Annotated in this window: 16 protein-coding genes, 1 tRNA gene and 1 pseudogene; 7 read left to right on the forward strand and 11 right to left on the reverse strand. The window is 64.0% G+C overall.

Annotation, left to right across the window (positions count from 1 at the left end; genetic code table 11):
- Nucleotides 1–115 precede the first annotated feature (115 nt).
- Nucleotides 116–2,101 (forward strand): putative bifunctional diguanylate cyclase/phosphodiesterase, encoded by a 1,986-nt coding sequence (locus CI805_RS10680; protein ID WP_260923141.1) that lies wholly within the window; start codon nt 116–118, stop codon nt 2,099–2,101.
- 23 nt (nt 2,102–2,124) lie between these two features.
- Here CI805_RS10680 and CI805_RS10685 read toward each other — a convergent pair whose 3' ends face one another.
- From CI805_RS10685 to CI805_RS10695, 3 genes are all read right to left on the reverse strand, one after another.
- On the reverse strand, nt 2,125–2,334 hold the full coding sequence (locus tag CI805_RS10685) for a hypothetical protein (RefSeq protein WP_260923143.1): 210 nt from the start codon (nt 2,332–2,334) through the stop codon (nt 2,125–2,127).
- Nucleotides 2,331–2,897: a hypothetical protein gene (locus tag CI805_RS10690; protein ID WP_260923145.1), complete on the reverse strand. Its 567-nt coding sequence runs from the start codon at nt 2,895–2,897 to the stop codon at nt 2,331–2,333. Before CI805_RS10690 ends, CI805_RS10685 begins: the two co-directional genes overlap by 4 nt.
- A gap of 124 nt (nt 2,898–3,021) precedes the next feature.
- Nucleotides 3,022–3,981, reverse strand: a complete 960-nt coding sequence (locus tag CI805_RS10695; RefSeq protein ID WP_260923147.1) for a polyprenyl synthetase family protein — start codon at nt 3,979–3,981, stop codon at nt 3,022–3,024.
- A 164-nt stretch (nt 3,982–4,145) separates the two neighbouring features.
- Between CI805_RS10695 and CI805_RS10700 the strand changes: the two genes are divergently transcribed.
- Nucleotides 4,146–4,451, forward strand: a complete 306-nt coding sequence (locus CI805_RS10700) for a chorismate mutase (RefSeq protein WP_260923149.1) — start codon at nt 4,146–4,148, stop codon at nt 4,449–4,451.
- A 166-nt stretch (nt 4,452–4,617) separates the two neighbouring features.
- Here CI805_RS10700 and CI805_RS10705 read toward each other — a convergent pair whose 3' ends face one another.
- The 4 genes from CI805_RS10705 to CI805_RS10720 all read right to left on the reverse strand — a co-directional run bounded on the left by CI805_RS10705 (nt 4,618) and on the right by CI805_RS10720 (nt 7,578).
- Nucleotides 4,618–4,821: a hypothetical protein gene (locus CI805_RS10705; RefSeq protein ID WP_260923151.1), complete on the reverse strand. Its 204-nt coding sequence runs from the start codon at nt 4,819–4,821 to the stop codon at nt 4,618–4,620.
- 178 nt (nt 4,822–4,999) lie between these two features.
- Entirely contained in the window at nt 5,000–6,316 is a 1,317-nt protein-coding gene (locus CI805_RS10710; RefSeq protein ID WP_260927944.1) for a sensor histidine kinase, read from the reverse strand.
- Nucleotides 6,317–6,435: 119 nt separating this feature from the next.
- Nucleotides 6,436–7,110 (reverse strand): response regulator transcription factor, encoded by a 675-nt coding sequence (locus tag CI805_RS10715; protein WP_260923153.1) that lies wholly within the window; start codon nt 7,108–7,110, stop codon nt 6,436–6,438.
- Nucleotides 7,111–7,251: 141 nt separating this feature from the next.
- A complete protein-coding gene (locus CI805_RS10720) occupies nt 7,252–7,578 on the reverse strand; it encodes a PepSY domain-containing protein (protein WP_409934954.1) in 327 nt (108 codons plus the stop codon).
- A gap of 184 nt (nt 7,579–7,762) precedes the next feature.
- Between CI805_RS10720 and CI805_RS10725 the strand changes: the two genes are divergently transcribed.
- Nucleotides 7,763–9,559 (forward strand): ABC-F family ATP-binding cassette domain-containing protein, encoded by a 1,797-nt coding sequence (locus CI805_RS10725; protein ID WP_260923154.1) that lies wholly within the window; start codon nt 7,763–7,765, stop codon nt 9,557–9,559.
- A gap of 40 nt (nt 9,560–9,599) precedes the next feature.
- On the opposite strand, the gene CI805_RS10730 is transcribed toward CI805_RS10725, so the two are convergent.
- Nucleotides 9,600–9,929 carry a TM2 domain-containing protein gene (locus CI805_RS10730; protein ID WP_260923155.1) on the reverse strand — a complete coding sequence of 110 codons (330 nt, stop codon included), beginning with the start codon at nt 9,927–9,929 and terminating at the stop codon, nt 9,600–9,602.
- A 103-nt stretch (nt 9,930–10,032) separates the two neighbouring features.
- Here CI805_RS10730 and CI805_RS10735 point away from each other — a divergent pair, with 103 nt between their 5' ends.
- The gene (locus tag CI805_RS10735) at nt 10,033–10,602 is read left to right on the forward strand and encodes a helix-turn-helix domain-containing protein (RefSeq protein WP_260923157.1); all 570 of its coding nucleotides are present in this window, start codon (nt 10,033–10,035) and stop codon (nt 10,600–10,602) included.
- Between the two features lie 24 nt (nt 10,603–10,626).
- Entirely contained in the window at nt 10,627–11,871 is a 1,245-nt protein-coding gene (locus CI805_RS10740) for a glycosyltransferase (protein WP_260923158.1), read from the forward strand.
- A gap of 251 nt (nt 11,872–12,122) precedes the next feature.
- On the opposite strand, the gene secF is transcribed toward CI805_RS10740, so the two are convergent.
- The 3 genes and pseudogenes from secF to yajC form a co-directional block, all read right to left on the reverse strand.
- Nucleotides 12,123–13,109 (reverse strand): protein translocase subunit SecF, encoded by a 987-nt coding sequence (gene secF, locus CI805_RS10745; protein ID WP_260923159.1) that lies wholly within the window; start codon nt 13,107–13,109, stop codon nt 12,123–12,125.
- Between the two features lie 9 nt (nt 13,110–13,118).
- Nucleotides 13,119–14,734 (reverse strand): annotated as a pseudogene (gene secD, locus CI805_RS10750) (protein translocase subunit SecD).
- A gap of 61 nt (nt 14,735–14,795) precedes the next feature.
- Nucleotides 14,796–15,122: a preprotein translocase subunit YajC gene (yajC, locus tag CI805_RS10755; RefSeq protein ID WP_260923161.1), complete on the reverse strand. Its 327-nt coding sequence runs from the start codon at nt 15,120–15,122 to the stop codon at nt 14,796–14,798.
- A 316-nt stretch (nt 15,123–15,438) separates the two neighbouring features.
- On the opposite strand from yajC, the gene CI805_RS10760 reads away from it, so the two are divergent.
- Both CI805_RS10760 and CI805_RS10765 read left to right on the forward strand, forming a co-directional pair.
- Nucleotides 15,439–15,518: transfer RNA gene (locus CI805_RS10760), tRNA-Pro, on the forward strand.
- Between the two features lie 139 nt (nt 15,519–15,657).
- Entirely contained in the window at nt 15,658–16,071 is a 414-nt protein-coding gene (locus CI805_RS10765; protein WP_260923164.1) for a holin family protein, read from the forward strand.
- Nucleotides 16,072–16,151 lie beyond the last annotated feature (80 nt).

Consider the following 16,151-nt stretch of genomic DNA (forward strand, 5'->3'; position numbering starts at 1 on the left):
GGCTTGCGCCCCATACCCTCTCGATGGGCAGTTCACAAATTGTCACCTGCGGCCATGCCCGCCCGTTCCGAGAGACCCGCGTGCACTTTTTTTCAATGTTTGGTCGATAAACGCAATGATCGTGTTCTTTCGACTTCTCACCTTTATGCGTCCGCGCGAGCACGTGATCCATCCCGCCGGCCAGCTCCCGCTGCCCGTTGCCCAGTTCCTGCGCCTGCGCGATCAAATTCCCTGGCTTTACGGGTTGCTGGCGACCAATTCCGTCATTCTGGCATATACGCACCGCGCAGTTGCCCCCACCACCCTGACAATCACCGTCCCGGCGGTTCTCATTCTGGCCACTCTGGTCCGCATGGCCATGTGGCTGACACCGATTCGTGCCGAAGATCTGGCCGTGGCAAAGGTCGAAGCGAAACTGCGCAGCGCCGTGGCAGTGGCCGTGGCGCTGGCCATCGGCTTCGTGACCTGGGCACTGGGACTGGACCAGTATGGCAACGCCTGGGAACACGGTCATGTCGCCATCTATGTGGCCGTTACCGTGCTTGGTTGCATCTTTTGCCTTAATTACCTACCGCTGGCTGCGACCTTGGTCGGCGTAACGGTAATCGGCACGTTTCTTGTTTATGCGCTACTCCAGCAGACCGAAATCCTGATCGCCATCGCGATCAACATCGGCCTTGTTGCAGCCATGATCCTAAAATTGCTGAACGATAGCTATCACGGCTTCGTCGATCTTGAACTCGCGCAACGTGACCTTCACCGCAAGCGGCGTCAGGCGCAGGCGCTCGGCACGGAAAATGCCCGCCTTGCCGAGACCGATGCTCTCACAGGCCTTCCCAATCGCCGTTTCTTTTTCGCCATGCTCGATTCGATGATCGAGCAGGCCAGCGCAGATCACAGCTTCTGCGTGGGGTTGATTGATCTGGATCGCTTCAAGCCAATCAACGACACGCACGGCCATGCGCAGGGTGACAGGCTTCTGCAGATCATCGGCGAACGACTGCAGTCTTCGCGTCCCGACGACGTGATCGTCGCCCGACTCGGCGGCGACGAGTTCGGACTGATCATCAACGGCGGCGCGGATAAAGCGGAAGCCATCGCAAATTCGCTGTGCACTGCGGTCCGTGCCCCGGTCCGCTTGGGCGATCTGGGAGTCTCGGTAGGATGCTCTGCCGGATTGGTCGTGTTTCCCCAAGCTGGAACGACAGCCCACGCGCTTTATGATCGTGCCGACTTTGCCCTCTATCACGCCAAGAACCAGAAGCGCGGCCAATGTGTCCGCTTCTCCGGCGAACTGGAAAACCTGATCCGCACCGAACAGGCGCTGGAGGCTGCACTGCAAGGCGCCGATCTGCAAACGGAACTTCGGCTGGCATTTCAGCCGATCGTCTATACCGACACTCTCGAGGTGGTGAGCGTGGAGGGATTGGCCCGGTGGACATCCCCTCGCCTTGGCGTGGTTTCACCGGAACAGCTTATCCAGACCGCAGAGCGTGTTGGCCGCGCCCGCGAAGTGACGTTGACGCTGTTTGACAAGGCGCTGGTCTCGCTGGCCAGACTACCGGCGAACGTTCGCCTGTCGTTCAACCTTTCCGGCATCGATCTTGGCGATCCGGGAACGATCGAGGCGCTGCTCTCGCGCATCGGGCAGGAGCATCACCTCGCGCATCGACTGGTGTTCGAGATCACGGAAAGTTCGCTCATCGCCGAGATCGAAGCCGCAGAGGTCGCCTTGCGTCGCCTGCGCGCAGTAGGCGCACAGATTGCGCTGGATGATTTTGGAACAGGCTATTCGAGCCTGTCATCGCTACACATGCTGCCGCTGGATATTGTCAAGATCGACCGCAGCTTCGCCACCCGCCTGGACGAACCATCAGGACGCCGGTTGATCGCAGCCATCCGCAATCTTGCACGGGCGCTGTCCCTCGATTGTGTGATCGAGGGGATCGAGACAGAAAGCCAACTCATCGGCGCACGCCTTGGCGGCTTCACCCTCGCCCAAGGCTACTACATGCACCGGCCACTGGAAATGGCCGACATTCTGAGGCTGCTCGCCCCTGCGCCCACAGCCTCACCGCATCCCCGCAACCGGTTCGGCTAGACCTCCGACGTCATAGCCGAAACTTAATGAAGCCGCGTTCCGCTGGACGAATAGTCGATGCGAATCCGGACCCAGGCACCGACCTGTTCCTTGCCGTTGACGCGCGGCGGCCTCACCAGGAACTGCCACGAGGCGTCCAGAACGGCGCGACCATAGCCCGAACCTTGCGGCCCCTGCCCGATGATCTGGCAATTCTCGACATGAAAGTGCTCAACGGTCTGGCACGCGATCATGCCCCAGCCCGTACCCGGCGCCTTGGCCGGAACATACGTTGCCAGTTCGGCATTGGTTGGCTCGCGATACCATTCCGCATTATAGAGAATTTCGCCGCCAGGCCCTCGCCCGGACCATAGCTCGCGCCGCCACCGCTACTCTTGCTGGCAGAGGACGAGCCTCCTGCCTTGGGAAGGCCCGCAATATCGGCCGACGCGAAGTCCTGGCTCGACATCTTGATGAAGCTGAGCGGCGGCGGCTTGTCCGCCTTCACATCCGGCGTCGGCACCGGCGCCTGCGAAGGCGTCTTCTCGTGCGTGTTCTCGTGCTTCTTGACCTCCGGCTTGGTCTGCTTGGCGTTGGAGGCCTTTTCCTTGCTCTTCGACTTGTTCGTCTTGCCTGGAGCAATATCGAACGTCGTCGGATTGGACTGGTGGATCAGGTTGGGCACGACCGTGCCTCCCAGGATCGCCGCCAGCAGGACGAGCAGGATGATGGCCAGCGAAAGGGCCATGGAAATAGCGCGCTGTCGCGGTGAGCCGGGCTGATAGCCACGTGCGCCCGGTTCGGATTCGAGAAACATTGCGGGCCTGATTATCCTCACGCACCGGACCGAACAATCCGGCCCGGACGATTTCGTCACCACCGTTACACTTTTGCAAATGGTCGCAGATCGGCCCGCCAGCCCCCTTGCGACCATCGACCCGTCAGTAGCGGCGAGCTACCGCGAATTCGACGGCTTCGACCATCGCCGAACGGGCTTCGCCTGCCGGAAAACCGGCGATGGCATCGACCGCGCGCCGGGCATAAAGGCGAGCGCGTTCACGCGTTTCCTCGACGCAGCCGTGCCGGTTGATCAGCTCTACAGCATGGGCCAGATCGCTGTCCTCGGTGCGGAAACCGGCGATGGCTTCCTCCCAGAACTTGCGTTCCTCGGCATTGCCGCGCGCATAGGCGAGAATGACCGGGAGCGTCATCTTGCCCTCGCGGAAATCGTCACCCTTATCCTTGCCCGATTCGGTGACATCCGAATCGTAATCGATGGCATCGTCGACAAGCTGGAAGGCGATGCCGAGATTGCGACCATAGGCATCGAGCGCCATTTCCTCGGCCTCGCTCTTTTCCGCGACGATGGCGGAAATCCGCGTAGCGGCGGCGAACAGCGCTGCCGTCTTGGAACCGATGATGCCGAGATAATGCTCTTCGCTGGTGTCGATCCGGCGCTGCGCGGTCAGCTGATCGACCTCGCCCTCGGCGATGATCGAGCTGGCCTTGGAAAAGACCTTGAGGACCTTTAGGCTGCCGTCCTCGACCATCAGCTCGAAAGCGCGGGTAAACAGGAAGTCGCCCACCAGCACCGTGGCCGGGTTGCCGAAGACGATGTTGGCAGCCGCCTTGCCGCGGCGCATATCCGAGCCGTCCACGACGTCATCGTGCAGCAGCGTTGCGGTATGGAGGAACTCCACCGCTGCTGCCAGCTTGTGATGGCGTGTCCCCTGATAGCCGCAAAGTTCCGCCGCTGCGACCATCAGCATCGGGCGCATGCGCTTGCCTCCGCCCGAGATCAGATGCCCGGCAAGCGCCGGAATCAGCGGAATCTCGCTCTGCATGCGATCGAGAATCACGGCGTTGACGCTGTTCATGCCCGGCGCGGTCAGCGCCAGCATGGGAGCGAGGGAGGGCTGCTGCCTGCGCGTCTGCAGGGGACGACATCTGCACTCATCGTCCCGCGCATTGCGCGTTGCAGCGCGACAACGCAAGAGCGAATGCTGCCGAATGTGGGTTTGGAGCGTCTGGAACGGGGGACAAAGCCGTGCTAGCGCTCGGCGCGATGACACAGGAAGCCCAGACCACCGCTCCGGACCCGGTTCTCGCCGGCTATCGCGCCAGCATCGACAACATCGATGCGGCCCTGATTCACATGCTGGCAGAACGGTTTAGGATCACCCAGGCGGTCGGCGCCTACAAGGCCGAGCACGACCTGCCCGCCTCCGATCCGGGCCGCGAGGAGCGCCAGATCGAGCGGCTTCGCGCCCTTGCCGAGGACGCCCATCTTGACCCGGACTTCGGTGAGAAGTTCCTGCGCTTCATCATCGACGAAGTGATCCGCCACCACGAACGCGCCAAGAACGCCTGATAATTCAGGCAATTATATCGAAAAATCCCCGCAGAGCACTGAAACGGGCCAAGACGGGGTAAAAGCACCCTAAGCCGTACCTAAGACGTATCTAGGGTGTACCGAGGGGCGGCCAGCCATCGCATAGTGCGACGCTGCCGCCCTTCCCGGCAAATTCAGTGACCGATCACTGTTCGATCAGCGCTTCGAGCCGCGTCTTGAGCGCCTGAATGCGCACCGCAGCCTCGTTGAACGTGGCCACGTCATCCCGGCTGCCGCTGCCGCGTGCTTCGTCTGCCGCTTCGGCATAACCTTCCAGATCGACTTCCAGCGCATCGACCAGCATCTCGATCTCGTCGGCGGTCAGCGACAGCTTGATCTGCTCGCTCATGTTCCAAAATTCCTTCTGCTCGTTGTGGGGCCGGTCCCTGTCAGAAGAGACCCCGTCAGAGGGGCCGCCTGCCAAGACCGGCGCGGTCGTGCAATGGGCGATGCGATCATAATCCCCCGATGCCTCGAAGGGCAGTCTTGAAATACGGGCTCGAAATACGGCCTCGAACTACGATCGGCTACTGCGCCGCGCGCGGCAGCTTGAGCTTGACCAGCAGACCGCCCAGATCCTCGCTTTCGTCGAGTTCGGCATCGCCGTCATAGATCCGCACCACATCGCGCACGATGGCAAGCCCCAGCCCCGTGCCGGGCTTGCCGGTGTCGAGCCGCGCGCCGCGATCGAAGATGCGATGCCGCTCGGCCTCGGGAATGCCCATGCCGTCATCCTCGATCCAGATCTCGCACAAGGACGAGCCGGGCACAGCATCGACCGTCACGAACACGCTGCCGCCGCCGTACTTCGCGGCATTCTCGATCAGGTTGCCGAGAATTTCCTCAAGGTCCTGCTTTTCCAGCGCAACCGAAACGTCGTGATTGCCGTCGAGATCGAATCGCGTCTCTTCATAGAGACGCTCGACCGCGCGCAAGACCGCCTCCACGCTGGACCATACCGGTGTGCGCGAAAGCCCTGCCGCGCGGCGACCGACCGCACGGGCGCGCGCCAGATGGTGATCGACATGCCGCCGCATCGCCGCACCTTCGCGCAGCACCGTTTCCGCCAGATCGGGCGCCTGCGCACTGGCGGCGTTGTTGAGCACCGTCAGCGGCGTCTTGAGCGCGTGGGCCAGATTGCCCGCATGCGTGCGCGCTTCCTCAGCCTGCCGGTCGGTATGCGCCATCAGCATGTTGAGTTCGTGCACCAGCGGCTCGACCTCCTTGGGAAGCGGCGCGTCGAGGCGGGCCGAACCGGTGGTGCGCATCGCCTGAATCGCGCGACGGACATGACGTAGCGGGAACAGACCGTACCACGTCTGCATGCCCGCCATCAGCAGCAGGCCGACGCCCAGCGCGACGAAGGAATAGATCAGGATCGCGCGGACCGGCTTGATCTGCGCATCGAGTTCGGTGCGGCTGGCCGCGACCGTGAACATCCACTTGGCATCGCTGCCGGGCAGCACGACCGCGCGCTCCATCACCCGCAGCGGCTCGCCGGGAAACTGCTTGGAATTGTAGGTGTGCAACTGCGTGTCGTAGTCTCCCGCCGGAACGTCGAGACTGCGATCCCACAGCGAACGCGAGGGAACGTCCTCATGCCCCGCCGCGCGCACCTGCCAGTAGAGGCCGCTGTTGGGTTCGAGGAAACGCTGATCGACCAGCGGACGGATGAAGAACACCTCGCCATCGGGGCCGATTTCCGCCGAACCGATCATGCCGGTGAGCATGTAGCCCAGCTGATCGTCGAAATTGCGCGTCAGCAGCCCGGTCAGCGTATGGTTGAGCGCGACACCGCCCAGCAGCAGCAGGATCGAGATCCACCCCGCCGCGATCAGCATCATGCGCCGGGCAAGCGAGCCGGTGCGTGCGGTTTTCACCGCCGCAGTCCGGCCCGTGCCGTCAGGTTCCTGGGCGTCGCCCTTGCGCATTGCGGTCTACCCGGCGTCTCGCAGTCACGCGATCAGCCGCGCGGCGCCTCCGGATCGTCGAGGCTGTAGCCGAGACCACGGATGGTGGTGATGACGTCCGCGCCCAGTTTCTTGCGGATGCGGGTGACGAAAACCTCGATGGTGTTCGAATCGCGGTCGAAATCCTGATCGTAGATATGCTCGATCAGTTCGGTGCGGCTCACCACCTTGCCCTTGTGGTGCATGAGGTAGGACAGCAGCTTGTATTCCTGCGCGGTCAGCTTCACCGGCTCGCCCGACAGCGTCACGCGGCCCGAACGGGTATCGAGGCGCACCGGCCCGGCGATCAGTTCGCTGGAGGTATTGCCCGAAGCACGGCGGATCAGCGCACGCAGGCGAGCGATCAGTTCCTCGGTCTGGAAGGGCTTTGCCAGATAATCGTCAGCCCCTGCATCGAGCCCGGCCACCTTGTCCGACCAGCTGTCGCGCGCGGTCAGCACCAGCACCGGGAAGGTGCGGCCTTCACGGCGCCACATGCCCAGCACGGTCAGGCCGTCGATCTCGGGCAGGCCGAGATCGAGGATCACCGCATCGTAGTCTTCGGTCGAGCCGAGAAAATGGCCGTCCTCACCGTCCACCGACAGATCGACGGCATAGCCGTTCTGTTCAAGCGTGGTCTTGAGCTGGTTGCCGAGTGTGGGTTCATCCTCGACGATCAGGATGCGCAATTGCCGTCTCCCTGTTGGATAAGCTGGAAATGGGCGCCTTGACGTGTTGCGTCAAGCTGAACGCCCGAACCGCACAATGGCTGCGCGGCTGTTCAGACAAGGTGGAAAATACCGCTAAGGTGGAAAATACTTTGCGGGGCGTCAGCGGCTCTGGCCGATGATCCGGCCGGTGCGGGCATCGACATCGACGAAAGACACGCGCCCGTTGCGGATGAACTTCAGGCGATAGGCCATGGCCGCCGGATCGTATTCAGGGCCAAGATACTGCATGCCCGCCATGCGCGGCAGAATTTCGCGCTCGATCTCGCGCAGCGAGCGCACGTTGCCCGCGCGCCGTTCCTTGCGCACTTCGCCCTGATCGCCCCGCCCCGGATCGTCGGCATGCGCCGAAACGACCGGGACAAGCATCAGCGCTGAAACGCTCGCTACGCTGCTGAGCGCGAGAAGAAGGCCGGAACGCGGTGTCATCATGGTGTCCGTGCCTAAGTCCCAACCATTGAACAAGTGCTGAATATCGTCGCGCGGGATAAACGGGTGATCGTGTCGGAAATCTTATGGCGACAACGGGGGCAGCGTGCCCGTTCTCCCGCCCGCTCCCCGCCATCCGCTCCCCGCTTGCCAGTGATACCCCCTCGCCTGTAAGGCGCGCTCCATGGCACAAGCACCGATCCTCAGCTGGGAAAACCTCGGCCTCGTCCAGGGCAATGGCTGGCTCTTTCAGGGCCTCGACATCAATATCGGCCCGCGTGACCGGCTGGCACTGATCGGGCGCAACGGCGCCGGCAAGTCCACCCTGCTAAAACTGATCGCCGGTACGGTCGAAGGCGACAAGGGCACGCGCTCGGTGCAGCCCGGCATCCGCGTCGTCACGCTGGAGCAGGACCCGTTCTTCACCGGCTACGACACGCTGCTCGATTTTGCGATCCACGGCGACAATCCGCCGCCCCGGCACGAGGTGGAGGCCATCGCCGACCAGCTCGGCATCGACCTTTCGCGCGAGGCCAAGAGCGCCTCGGGCGGTGAGCGCCGCCGCGCCGCGCTGTGCCGCGCGCTGGCCTCAGAGCCTGACCTGCTGTTGCTCGACGAGCCGACCAACCACCTCGATCTGGCCGCGATCGACTGGCTGGAAAGCTGGCTCCAGCGCTACAACGGCGCCTGCGTCGTCATCAGCCACGACCGTACCTTCCTCACCCGCCTGACCAATGCGACGCTGTGGCTCGACCGCGGCGCGCTGCGCCGCAAGGACATCGGCTTCGGCGGCTACGAGGCGTGGGAAGAGGAAGTCTACGCCGAGGAAGCGCGCGCGGCGCAGAAGCTCGACGCCAAGCTCAAGATCGAGGCGCACTGGCTGGAACGCGGCGTCACCGCGCGGCGCAAGCGCAACCAGGGCCGCCTTGCCAAGCTGTGGGAAATGCGCGCGCAGCGCGCCGCGATGGTCGGGCCGCAGGGCGCCGCCAAGCTGGCGGTGGTGGCCGACGATTCGAAGACCAAGTCGGTGATCGTCGCCGAGAAGGTGACGAAGGCCTTCGGGGCCGGAGACACCCAGCGCACTGTCATCAAGGACTTCTCGATCCGCATCCAGCGTGGCGACCGCATCGGCATCGTCGGCGCGAACGGATCGGGCAAGTCGACGCTGCTCAAGCTGTTCATGGGCGAACTGGAACCCGATTCGGGCACCATCACGCTCGCGAACTCGCTCGATGCCACGGTGATCGACCAGCAGCGCAGCCGCATGGCGCCTGAAAAGACCGTGCGCGAAGTGGTGGCCGAGGGCAGCGACTGGATCGACGTGCGCGGCGTGCGCAAGCACATCCACGGCTACCTCAAGGACTTCCTGTTCGAACCCTCGCTGGTCGAGGCCAAGGTCGGCACACTGTCGGGCGGCGAGCGCTCGCGCCTGCTGTTCGCCCGCGAATTCGCGCAGACCTCGAACCTCCTGGTGCTCGACGAGCCGACCAACGATCTCGATCTCGAAACGCTCGACTTGCTTCAGGAAGTGATCGCGGACTACGACGGCACCGTGCTGATCGTCAGCCATGACCGCGACTTCCTCGACCGCACGGTGAACATCACGCTGGGGCTGGACGGCTCGGGCTATGTCGACATGATCGTCGGCGGCTATGCCGACTGGGAGGCCAAGCGGCGCGAGCGGACCTCGGGCGCGGCGAAGAAGGCCAAGGCGGAAGGCGCCGCCCCTCCCCCGCCGATGCCGCCCAAGAAGGCCAAGCTCTCCTACAAGGACCAGCGCGACTACGATCTGCTTCCCAAGCGCATCGAGGAACTGGAAGCCGCCATCGCCCGTGACGAGGAGGCGATGTCCGATCCGGCGCTCTACACCCGCGACCCGAAGAAATTCGCCAGCCTGTCCGACACCATTGCCAAGGCCCGCGCCGACAAGGACGCCGCCGAAGAGCGCTGGCTGGAATTGGCGGAGCAGGTGGAGGGCTGAGCAAGACGCTCAGCCCCTCCGTTACTGGTCAGTTGCCCGGTCAATCGAACGCGAAGTGATCGGCCAGGGCCATGTTCTTTTCCCGCGCGATGCCGGGAATGAGAAACAGGTCGATGATGATCCAGATTCCCAACGGAATCCACGCAATGAACAGCGTGACCCAGCCCAGCAGCCACAATCCCAGCTGCAAACCGCCGCCAAGCTTCGAGCCCAGATAGAACCGGTGCGCCCCGAAACCACCGAAGAAGATGCACAGCAAATACGCCACCCCCGGCGACTTTCTGTTGGCATCATACATCATCTGCGCGCGGGCACTTGCCAGCACGGCTCTCTCATCACCCATGAGTTTCCCCTTGTTGTCTTTGAACACTATGCCACGCGCGCGTTAAAGCACCATTTCCGTTACGATATTTTCACCGGCCCCGGCCGTAATCGCTGGCCTGCATTATCCGAATAGGTTAATCACGCGTATCATGAAGAACCGTATCCGCGATATCCGTCAGCTCAAGAGCCTCACCCTTGCCGAGGTGGCTGCGGCCTGCTCGCCGCCCACCACGGCGCAGACCATCGGGCGGCTGGAGACGGGGATGCGCAATCTCTCGCTCGACTGGATGAACCGCATCGCCGCGGCGCTGGACGTGGAGCCGGAGATGCTGCTCGCCAGCGAGAGCGCGGCCTCCACACCGCGCATTGTCGCCGACCTGACCGCACGCGGCGCACAGGCGCTGGCCGCGCCGCGCGAGGCGATACTGCCTGGCACGCTTGTCGCCGATGCCGAGTGGCTGGTCGTCACCGTCACCGAACCGCTCGACGATCATCGCCCCGGCGATCAGATCTGGCTGCGGCGCCTGTCGCCGGACATGGCGCCGCTCGGCCGCGAGGTGCTGGTGCCCCTGCCCGGCGAACGGTTCGCCTATGGTCGCCTCTTCGCGCGCGATGAAAACGGCATCGGCCTGCTTCCGCTCGGTCGCAGCGCCGTGCCGACCACCTTGACCGGCCCGACATGGATTGCCGTCGCCGAGATGCTGGTCAGGAAACTTTGACGCTTTCGGGGTATTGAACTGGCCATGCGTGTCCTTTCCATCGCCACCCTGTTCCCCAACCCGGTTCGCCCCAGCTTCGGCATCTTCGTGGGCAACCAGATGCGCGCGGTCGTGGCGCGCGGCGATGTCGAACTGACGATGGTGAGCCCGATCGGCATACCGCCCTGGCCGCTGTCCCGGCAGGAGCCCTACGTGCGGCTGAAGGACATTCCCGAAACCAGCGATGCGGCGGGTCTCATGGTCCACTACCCCCAGTTCACGGTGATACCCAAGGTGGGCGGAGACAGTAATCCGGGCCGCATCGCCCGCTCCGTCCTGCCGCTCGCCCGCGCTCTCCATGCCGAGCGTCCGTTCGATCTGGTCGACGCGCAGTTCTTCTTCCCCGACGGGCCTGCCGCCGCCGTGGTCGCGCGCGAGCTTGGCGTACCGCTGACGATCAAGTCGCGCGGGGCGGACATCCACTACTGGGGCCAGCGCCCCGCCGCGCTCAGGCAGATGCGCGAAGCGGCGAATCAGGCCGCCGGAATGCTGGCGGTCAGCGCCGCGCTGCGCGAGGACATGATCGCGCTGGGCATGCCCGAGGCCCGGATCGGCATCCACTACACCGGCCTTGACCGCGAGCGCTTTCGCCCGATCGAGCGCGGCGCCGCCCGCGCGCTGGTTTCGGCCATGCCGCACCTCGGCATCTGGTCACAGGGACCGCTGCTGGTGACGCCGGGCGCGCTGATCCCCCGCAAGGGGCAGGCGCTGGTGATCGAAGCACTCACCCGCCTGCCCGAAGCGCGCCTTGCGCTCGCAGGCGCGGGCGAGGACGAGGCTCGCCTGCGCGCCTTCGCCGGAAAGCTGGGCGTCGAGGACCGCGTGCATTTCCTCGGCATCGTCAACCACGACGATCTGCCGCATGTCCTGTGCGCCGCCGATGCGCTGGTGCTGCCGTCCGCCAGCGAGGGCCTTGCCAATGCTTGGATCGAGGGCCTTGCCTGCGGCACCCCCATCGTCATCCCCGATGTCGGCGGCGCGCGCGAGGTGGTGAAGGACAAGAGCGCCGGGCGCCTTGTCGCGCGCACCAGCGAGGCGATTGCCGGTGCCGTCGCCGACATTCTCGCCGATCCCCCCACACAGGCCGACGTCGCCGAGAACGCGACGCGCTTCAGTTGGGGCACCAACGCCGATAATATCGTGCACTTCTGGCACGATGTCGCCGAAGGCCGATTTATCGGCGGCGCGGCAGCAGTGGGGCCTGATGTGGAGGCGGTGGCGATCGCCTAGCCGTCTCCACTCTTCCAACCGTCATCCCAGCGCAGGCTGGGATCGCTCTCGATGTCGCGCCCATTGCACAACGATCCCAGCCTGCGCTGGGATGACGCTCGGGGAGGATGGCGCCTTTCCGCCCCCGTCATTCCACCACCACTTCCACTCAGCCTGAGCGGGCGGGTGCATGGGGCGGCAAACCGCACCACGAAAAAGGCCGCCCCGGTTATCCGGAGCGGCCCTTTTTCTGTCCCTTCGAGCGTCAGCCCTTACGGCTTGGCGCTACGCTCACGCGCAAGACGCTCCTGACGATCCATCTCGCTTTCGGTCTTCACGAAGCTGTCCGAACGCACACCCAGCCAGATCAGGATCGGCGCGGCCATGTAGATCGAGCTGTACGTACCCACGAAGATGCCCAGCACGATCGCGGCGGTAAGGCCGAACAGGCTTTCCGGGCCGAAGAACAGCAACGGGATCAGCGCGACCAGCAGCGTGGCGGAGGTCATCACCGTGCGCGCGAGCGTCTCGTTCACCGACATGTCCAGCAGCTCGGGCAGCGGCATGCGGCGATACTTCTTCAGATCTTCGCGGATACGGTCGTAGACGACGATGGTATCGTTCAGCGAGTAACCGACGATGGCCAGGATCGCCGCGACGATCTGCAGGTCGAACTGCATCCCGAACAGCGAGAACATGCCCAGCGTCAGCGACACGTCGTGGAACAGCGCGAAGAGCGCGCCCACGCCGAACTGCCACTCGAAACGGACCCAGATGTAGATCGAGATCGCGAGCATCGCCGCCAGCAGCGAGTAGATCGCCATAGTGCGGAATTCGCCCGATACCTTGCCCGACACCGCCGAAACGCCGTCGATGCGCACTTGCGGGTGCTCCTGACGGATGGTGTCGGTGATGCGCTTGGCGATGGCGTCGGCAGCACCGGGATTGCCCTCGGCACTGGCGGGCAGGCGCACGCGGATCGAGACCTGATTGTCGGCACCGTAGCCCTGGATCACCGGATCGGTGAAGCCCAGCTTGTCGAGCTGCTCGCGCAGCTGCGCCGTGGGAGCCTGCGCCTCGCCGACGAAGGTGGCCTGGATTTCCTGACCACCGGCGAAGTCGACACCATAGTTGAAGCCCTTGGTGAGAATCAGCGCCCAGCTTGCGCAGATCAGCACGATACTGATCGCGTAGAACGGCACGCGCCACCGCAGGAAGCGGATGTTGGTATTCTCGGGGACGAGTTTGAGAAGTCGCATGGCGGTCCCTTACACGTTCAGTTCGGTCGGGCGCGACTTGCGCAGCCAGTCGGCGACCCACATGCGGGTCAGGGTCACGCCGGTGAACACCGAGGTGAACAGACCGATGATGAGAACCACCGCGAAACCGCGCACCGGCCCCGACCCGAAGGCGAAGAGCAGGATACCGGCGATCGCGTTGGTGACGTTGGCGTCGTAGATCGCGCGGCTGGCTTCCTTGTAGCCGGTTTCCACGGCAGCCACGACACGGCGACCCTTCTTGCGCTCCTCGCGCATGCGCTCGTAGATCAGCACGTTGGCGTCCACCGCCGCACCGATGGTCAGCACGAAACCTGCGATACCCGGCAGGGTCAGCGTGGTGCCCATCATGGCCATCACGCCCAGGATCATCAGCAGGTTCAGGATCAGCGCGCAGGTGGCATAGATACCGAAGCGGCCATAGCTGGCGATCATCAGCAGCACGACCAGCAGCGAGCCGATACCCATGGCGACGAGGCCGCGATGGATCGAATCGTTGCCCAGTTCCGCGCGCACGGTGCGCTCCTCGACGACCGTGAGGTCAACCGGCAGAGCGCCCGAACGCAGCGCGACGGCCAACTGGGTCGCCGACTGCACGGTGAACTGGCCCTGGATGATGGCGCTGCCGCCCAGAATCGGGGTGTTGATCGAAGGCGCCGAAAGCACCTTGCCATCGAGGATGATGGCGAAGCGCTTGCCGACATTGGCACTGGTGAGTGCGGCGAACTTCTCGCCACCCTGCTGGTTGAAGGTGATCGAGACGACCGCCTGATTGCCGCCCTGTTGGTCGAACTCCTGCTTGGCGTTCGTCAGCTGATCGCCCTTGATGCCGCCCAGACGCTGGACCGCGATCGAGGCGACCTTGCCGTCCGGCCCCGGAGTCGCCGCTGCGTAAGGCACGATCTCGTCACCCGGAGGGGCAATGCCCTGCGCGACATCGCTGGGGGCCGCGTTCTCGTCGACCATCTTGAATTCGAGCTTGGCGGTCTGGCCCAGCAGCGCCTTCAGCTCGGTCGGGTCCTTGAGGCCGGGAACCTGCACGACGATGCGGTTGCTGCCCTGACGGATGATCGTGGGCTCGCGGGTGCCCAGCGCGTCGATACGCTTGCGCACGACGGTGATCGCCGAATCCATCGCATTCGAGACAGCCTCGTCGAGACCGGCCTTCGTCTGCGTCAGTACGAAGCGGCTCGAATCCTGCACCTGGATGTTCCAGTCGCGCTGGCCGGTGAGGCCCGCCCCGTGGTCAACGGCAGAATTGCCTCACGGGCGGCATCGACCTGTCCGGGGTTCTTCAGCATGAAGCTGAGCGTGCCGTTCTGGGCCGAGATGTCGCCGATGGCGATCGGCGTGGTTGCAGCCTTCAGGCGCGAACGCACATCCTCTTCCATGTTCTCAAGCCGCTGGCGGGCGACCTGATCGGGGTTGGCTTCCAGCAGCAGCTGGCTGCCGCCGGCAAGGTCAAGACCCAGCGCGACCTTCGGGTTGGGCAGGAACGAGGGCCAGGCGGCCCCCGTCACCGATACGAGCGAAGGCACGGCAGCGGCGGCGAAGACCAAAGTCAGCGCCCAGTACCAGAGCTTCTTCCAGGTGGGAAATTCAAGCATAGCCTATGGCTTTTCTCCGAAGGACGGGCCCCATCGCAGGGCACCGTCCGCTGGCCGCATGTCAGTCGTTGGCGGGCTTCACGCCCATCACTTCGACGATGGTGCTCTTGACCACCTTGACGCGAACGTTGGCCGCGATTTCAACCTCGGCGTAAGTCTCGTCGACCTTGATCACCTTGCCGACAAGGCCGCCACCGGTGACGACCTCGTTGCCGCGCGTGATCGATGCCAGCTTCGCCTTGTGCTCCTTCTGCTGCTTCATCTGCGGACGGATGATCAGGAACCACATGATGACAGCCATCGCCGCGAACGGCAGATACTGGATCCAGGCGGGAGGACCACCGGCAGCACCGGCGGCGGCGAGCGTCGAAAGGATCGAGCTGTGCATGGGACGCGAAAAGCCTTCGTTGTCACGGGCCTGAGCGGACGGGAACAAACGGCTGCGCGAATCCGGCGCGCGTCCTGAAACCGCCTCCCGCACTCGCACCCGCATCCCCCGCACAGGTCGCGCGGTAAAATGGATAGCGGCGGCGGTTAGCAACAAAGCGCTGCAACTGCAACGCGCCAGCGCGGTTTTCCGCGCCGGAAAGCCTCCCTTCCCCGCTTCCCGACAGGTAGGCACGGGACCATCCGGTTCAAGATGACGACAAATTCCTTTCAAACCCGCTTGCGCTCTTCAAATCACCTGCCTATAGGCCGCGCTCCGGTCGGACGTAGCGCAGCCTGGTAGCGCATCACACTGGGGGTGTGGGGGTCGGAGGTTCGAATCCTCTCGTCCCGACCAATTCTCTCTCGCTTGGCGAGACAGACGAAAAGCCGCTCTTCGGGGCGGCTTTTTTCGTTGGGCTTTCCCTGAAGCATTTTCCTACACGAACCGATATGGTTATCTCCTTGCACTCCCCTGCTGCATGGAGTGCCCCGCGATGGCCCTGTTCGACACCCTTCTTACCCCGCTGACCAGCATCATCGACAAGGTGATTCCCGATCCCGAAGCGCGGGACCGGGCCAAGCTGGAACTGCTGCAGATGCAGGGCTCGCAGGAAGTGAAAGTGATGGAAGCCTCGCTTTCCGCCATCGTTGCTGAGGCCAATGCGAACGATCCCTGGACCAGCCGCGCGCGGCCCAGCTTTCTTTATGTCATGTACGTCATGATCCTCTGGGCCTTGCCGATGGGCGTGATCGGCGCGTTCAGCCCGAACACCGCGGCTGCGATCGGACGCGGCATGACAAGCTATCTCCAAGGGCTTCCCGAGGCACTCTACACGCTTTTTGGCACCGGCTATCTCGGCTACTCCGCCATTCGCCAGTGGGGCAAGGCCAAGGGGTTGGAGCGTTGATGCAGACCTTCCGCCCCCATGGCACGGGCGACTGAAACGCCCCGCCCTGCCCTTGCCCTGATCCGCTAACCGATCGCTAA

The sequence above is a fragment of the Novosphingobium sp. 9 genome, assembly GCF_025340265.1.
Taxonomy (GTDB): domain Bacteria; phylum Pseudomonadota; class Alphaproteobacteria; order Sphingomonadales; family Sphingomonadaceae; genus Novosphingobium.